The sequence below is a fragment of the Treponema sp. UBA7567 genome (assembly GCF_002476655.1).
Lineage (GTDB): Bacteria > Spirochaetota > Spirochaetia > Treponematales > Treponemataceae > Treponema_D.
The window spans coordinates 107,553-112,979 of record NZ_DLLH01000013.1; the positions used below are offsets into that span (position 1 = coordinate 107,553).

A 5,427-nucleotide genomic window follows, 5' to 3' on the forward strand; every position below is an offset into this window, starting at 1 on the left:
AAATTTACAAAACTCGAAATTAAGCCTAGTAATTAAAATAATGGAGATTAAGTTAACATGAAAAGTTTTTATGGCCGTAAAAAGTACGAAATACACTTAGTTAGCGCACTAACAAACACCCATTTACCGCAGTAATAAACACCCAATTACTGTACTAATCAACACCCATTTACTGCACTAATTGCCTCTTTATTACCATGCTAACAAGGCTGTCATTGCCGTTGCTTGACACGGCAATCTATCCGCATGGATTATCGGGTCAAGCCCGATAATGACAGGGGTCAAGCCTGATAATGACAAGCAGGGCAGGCTCAAGAATGGCAGCCGTTTAGAGATTCCCGCATCAAGTGCGGGAATGACAAGCTGTTAAGTGCGGGAATGACAAGCTGTTAAGTGCGGGAATGACAAGTTGCCAAGTGCGGGAATGACAAGTTGTCAAATGCGGGAATGACAAGTTGCCAAGTGCGGGAATGACAAGGCTGTCATTGCCGTGCTTGACACGGCAATCTATCCGCATGGATTATCCGGTCAAGCCGGATAATGACAAAATAGTTAGATTATCGGGGCAAGCCGGATAATGACAAAATAGTTAGATTATCGGGTCAAGCCCGATAATGACAGGAGTCAAGCCCGATAATGACAAGCAGGGCAGGCTCAAGAATGGCAGCTGTTTAGAGATTCCCGCATCAAGTGCGGGAATGACAAGCTGTTAAGGGCGGGAATGACAAGTTGTCAAATGCGGGAATGACAAGTTGTCAAATGCGGGAATGACAAGCTGTCATTGCCGTGCTTGACACGGCAATCTATCCAATGGATTATCGGGTCAAGCCGGATAATGACAAAATAGTTAGATTATCGGGTCAAGCCCGATAATGACAGGGGTCAAGCCCGATAATGACAGTTATGATAGATAATGACAGAAAAACTTAGCCCGGATCGGAACGGCGCGGAGCGTTCAAAGGGAGGAAAAGTTTTCCGCCCTTTGAATGGAGCGAAAGCGGAACCGTGCAGAGCCGGCTTGTGGCTGCGGCTCGCTCCTAAAAATAAAAAATGTAAAATTTTGCTATTTGAAAGGTTAAAATATAATCATTTTTTTAGGATTTTGTTCAAATAAGCATATTTTATAATTATAACAGCGATATTTTATATAATAAATATTACAAATTGTTTTTTTTAGACAGAATTGGTCAAAAATGCTGAAAATTTTTAATAAAATTACTCAAAACTTATATTTATGAAATTTTACTTGGCATTTAGAGTTTAATATAAGCGGAAATCTGCCGGCTGTCCGGTGGATTTTTTGCAAAAAATGGAGGATTTTCTATGAAAAAAATGTGGAAAGCGCTGGCTGTTTTGACGGCACTCGCTTTATTTGGCTCCGCGTTTACTGCCTGTAAATCGGACGATGACGACGGTGATGGCGAGAATAATGGTGGCGGTACTGGTGGTTCGGGTACAGTAGTTGAAAAAACTGCGCATCTTGTAAAATTCAATGCTGCTGACACCGTCTGGGCAGATACGGATATGACAATTACAGGTTCTGCTTCAAGCGGCGGTCAGGAAGGTTATCTCGTATTCAATAAAGTTGTAGACATGACACAAGATGTAACAATTGAAGCGGATGTCGAAGTTGTTGCTACATCGGGCCATGTTGGACTTGGATTTATTTCTGTAACTGGAGGCGACAGAAAAGGATATTCCCTTGTTACTGCGCAGAATATTAAAAATGTAAGCTGTACGCTAGGTGGCGGCGGAAACGGCCTCACACCTTCAGTAATCTTTGCAGCAGGCAAAAAATATCATTTTAAAGCAGAATTTACAGCTAAAAATTATACAGAAGATGCTTCAACAACTTCTATAGTTTACTCTGTAACAGATGAAGCTGGCACAACTGGCACAAACACAACGCCTCTTTATCATGCAAAAAGCGATGTTGTTTATCCAGCTTTTGGCGGCACAACCGCAAAAAATATAAAGTACAGCAATATCAAGATTAAGTTTGGAGATGTAACTTATACATTTGACGGACTAGATGAGCAAAGTGTGCTTTCTGCACTTTCTCTTGGAGCAAATTCTGCGCGGCTTCTCCTTAACGGCGAGACAACAGTGTCTTATATATCAACAGCCGGCGGAGAAAATTCCGGCGTAACTCTTGATTATGACGATTCACTGCTCAAAGTGGAAGACGACAAGGCAGGAACTCTGAAAATAACCGGCATTGCTCCTACAACAGGAACAACAATTAAAGTAATGAATGCAGGCGCAAGCTACATTTTTGCTGAAATTCAAGTTGTTGTCGAAGATTTCAACGCAACAGATGGTTATGGAGAGCTTACAACTGTTTACCCGGCAGCAAAGGCAACAGATGTATTTGAAGACGGTGAATTCAGAATCACATTTGACAACGAGCCTGTAGTTTCTTCAACAGGAGCAATCTCAATTTATGATTCAGACGGAAACTGGGTTGATACAATCAAGGCTTCTGACGAGACAATCAATGTTCCGAGTGGCAAAAATCAGGCAAACGTTGAAATAAAAGTAAAAGACCAGTTGATTCGTACAGAAGGCAACAATGTTTATTTTACACCTCATTATGGAATTCTCGAATCTGGAAAAACATATTTTGTAGCAATTCCGAAAAATGTAATCACAGCAAAACTTAACGGAAAAGACTTTGACGGCTTTGCACGAAACAAAGACGCTCCATCTTGGAGTTTCACAATTCGCACTGCAAAAACAGCAGGCTCTACAATTACAGTAGACTCAAGCGAAACTGCTACAGCTGACTTCCGTACTGTACACGGCGCGCTTCTTGCAATCGGATCAAATACAGGCGATTTTACAATCGAAGTGGCTCCAGGCACATACCGTGAGCTTGTACATTTTAATGGCGGTGCAAATATCACTATTAAGGGAACTGGTTCACAGGCTCGCGGAAAAGACACTGTTATACAGTGGACAAACCTTAACAAATGGAACGGCTCTATGGACACCCGTTCTGTAATGTATTTTGGCGACGCAGCTGGAAAAGTAGTTCTTGACAACATCACTCTAAAAAATACTTGCGACCGTTCTGTAGTCGGTACAGCAGACACGCAGGCAGAAGCTTTTTATTACAAAGCTACAAACAATGTTTCTGCTAACAACTGTTCTTTCCTTTCACATCAGGACACAATCTGTACAAAAGGCAAGGCTTGGTTCTACAACTGCTACATTGAAGGAGATACGGACTACATTTGGGGTTACTCTGACGTAGCGCTCTTTGAGAAATGTGATCTTGTATGTCTTTATGATGATGCAAAAGCTGCAGATTCTAACTATTCAGTTTCAGTTCTTTTTGTAGCACGCACTGGCTCAAAATCTGCTGCAAAAGTTGGAAAAGGCTATGTACTTCTTAACTCTACTGTAAAAGTAAATGACGGAGTAACAAACTATCTTGGACGCAATGCAGGCGTAGGCGACTTCTATGATCAGATTGCTATTGTCAATGTTAGCTTCTCAAATGAAGGAACAGGAGCAACAAGCAGCGACCTCTGGCGCGATGCAAGCGTTTACTCATACCTTGACAGCAAAGAAGACAAAATCGGCCTGAAATACTACAACTTAACTGGTAGCATTGAAACAAACAATAAGCTTGACCATGTTGAAGAAATTTCAGCAGATGACTACAACAAAGAATTCAACGGCCGCCGAGCAATTCTTAACCGTGTTTACAAAGTGGAAGACGATGCGTATGTATCAGGAACTACATACGCAGAAGACTACCTTGCAGGTCTTGAGACAGCGTTTGACGCAGAAGAAGATGCAAGTAAGAATAATGATTATGGAGAAGAAACATCTAATACGTGGATATGCCCATTTACAGCTGACGGCACATATACAGACGGAAAACTTTCTGTAACAGTGAGCGGAACAAACAGCAACGGACATGGAGCTGAAGTTAAGAGCGATAACAGTTCAGTTATCAAGATTTCACTTCCAGCAGGTTCATATGTTCTTGCGGCAGGAACTTGTAAGTATGGAACAGCAGATAGCCCTTACGTGATTTCTTGCGCTAACTCTGACTTTGCACAGGAATATATTGGCACGCATTCATATAATGGTGAGGACTGCTACAAGTCTGACAGCGGCAGAACCGACCTTTACGGAGATTATTATTTTGTAAAATCTGCTGAGGCTATGGAGATTACTCTTAACAGTGCTGAAGGAAAAAAAGAATACCTGCCGTTCATTGGTGCTATAAAATAATTTTTAATGTAACTTTTTAATAAATTATTTCCCCCCGTGGTTTTGAGATGCGGTTTTCAATTCTGCGGGGGATTTTTTTATCTGCCGGGCTTGCTTATGGCTTTGTCAGAATCTTATCTTGCGGTTTTTTAGGCTTTGCCTTATTCTTCAATTAGAGCGTTTGTTTTTTTTGGAGGCTTGCAATTATGGAAAATTTTTCGTGTTTTGAATCTTTAAAATCTGCTGTTTTTTTATCCAATGGAACTAAAATGCCTTGCCTTGGCTTTGGAACCTGGCAGAGCTTGGACGGAGACGAGGCTTACAATGCGGTCTTGGCGGCCTTAAGGCTTGGCTACCGCCATATTGACACGGCGGCGGCTTACGGCAACGAGGAAAGTGTGGGCAGGGCGGTTGCCGACTTTTTGAAAGAAAGCCCTGTTAAGCGTTCTGAGCTTTTTATTACGACAAAACTTTGGAACGAAGACCACGGCTACGAAAATACTCAAAAAGCCATTGGGCGTTCCTTGGAAAAATTGGGGCTGGATTATGTCGACTTATATTTGATTCACTGGCCGAATCCGCTCAAATTCCGTTCATGCTGGCAAAAAGCAAATGCCGAAAGCTGGAAAGCTATGGAAGAGGCCTGCGAAGCCGGCGAGCTTAAGGCTATTGGTCTTTCTAATTTTTGTGAGCGTCACATTGATGAGCTTTTAAAAACTGCAAAAATAAAGCCTATGGTCAACCAGATTAAGGTTTGTCCTGGCCAGCCGCAGACCGAACTTGCTTTGTACAGCAGGAATCTGGGAATGGTTGTTGAAGGCTACAGCCCTCTCGGAACCGGCGGAATTTTTAAAAATGAAGAAATTCGGCAAATTGCGGAAAAATATAGCCATACAATTGCCCAGGTTTGCATTCGCTGGAGCTTGCAGCAGAATATTGTCCCTCTTCCAAAAAGCGTAAATCCAGAGCGGATTGAAGAGAATTCTAAAATTTTTGATTTTGAGCTGTCCGCTGAAGACATGGATAAAATTGCAAATCTGAAAAATCTTGAAATCAAGCCTGCGAGAAATCCTGACGAGGCGGAATTTTAAAAAAGTTTAGTTTTAAGCGTGAAGCGCGCCTTCAAAATTTTGAGACAATTTTTGAAGGCGCGCTTTTTTTATGAATATTTAATTACCTTTAATTTCGAGTTTTATAATT

2 protein-coding genes are annotated in these 5,427 nt (G+C 41.6%); both read left to right on the forward strand.

Features of this window, described 5'->3' with window-relative positions; genetic code table 11:
• Nucleotides 1-1,323 precede the first annotated feature (1,323 nt).
• The gene (locus tag B3Y13_RS01310) at nucleotides 1,324-4,248 is read left to right on the forward strand and encodes an Ig-like domain-containing protein (protein ID WP_296692187.1); all 2,925 of its coding nucleotides are present in this window, start codon (nucleotides 1,324-1,326) and stop codon (nucleotides 4,246-4,248) included.
• 185 nt (nucleotides 4,249-4,433) lie between these two features.
• Nucleotides 4,434-5,318: an aldo/keto reductase gene (locus B3Y13_RS01315; protein ID WP_296692189.1), complete on the forward strand. Its 885-nt coding sequence runs from the start codon at nucleotides 4,434-4,436 to the stop codon at nucleotides 5,316-5,318.
• The last annotated feature ends 109 nt before the right edge of the window (nucleotides 5,319-5,427 follow it).